Below are 458 nucleotides of genomic sequence, written 5' to 3' on the forward strand. Positions count from 1 at the left end.
CGCTGCAGGCCGACCTGCGCCGCAGCGACGCGCGCCGCGTGCAGGCGGAAGCCGCGACGCAGTCCGCGCGCGACGACGCTGCCCGGGCCGCCGAAGCCGCGCGCGCCGAACAGGCGCGCCTGGGCGAAGAGATCGCCGGCCTCGAACTGCGCCTGCACCAGCTCGAACGCCAGGTCGCCGAATCGCACGGCTACTACCAGCGCGACACCACCGACCTGGCGCGCCAGCGTGACATCGCGCTGGCGCAGCGCGACGAGGCCCAGCAGTTGCTCGACCACCTGCGCGCCAGCCTGGCCTGGCGCCTCACCAGCATGCCGCGCCGCCTGGCCCGCAGCCTGCGCCTGCGCGGGCAGGCCCTGGCCTTCCACGCGCGGCACCTGCTCTCGCTCACCGAACGCGGCCTGGCCAGCCTGCGCAGCCGCGGCGTGGCCGGCACGCTCCGGCGCATGCGCGAGCGG

General features: G+C 77.1%; 1 protein-coding gene. It reads left to right on the forward strand.

The genetic code is table 11. The features are described from left to right. A partial coding sequence (locus N790_RS16380) for a hypothetical protein (protein ID WP_043802101.1) occupies window positions 1-458 on the forward strand: 458 nt, incomplete at both ends.

This window comes from Arenimonas malthae CC-JY-1, assembly GCF_000747075.1.
GTDB classification, from domain to species: domain Bacteria; phylum Pseudomonadota; class Gammaproteobacteria; order Xanthomonadales; family Xanthomonadaceae; genus Arenimonas; species Arenimonas malthae.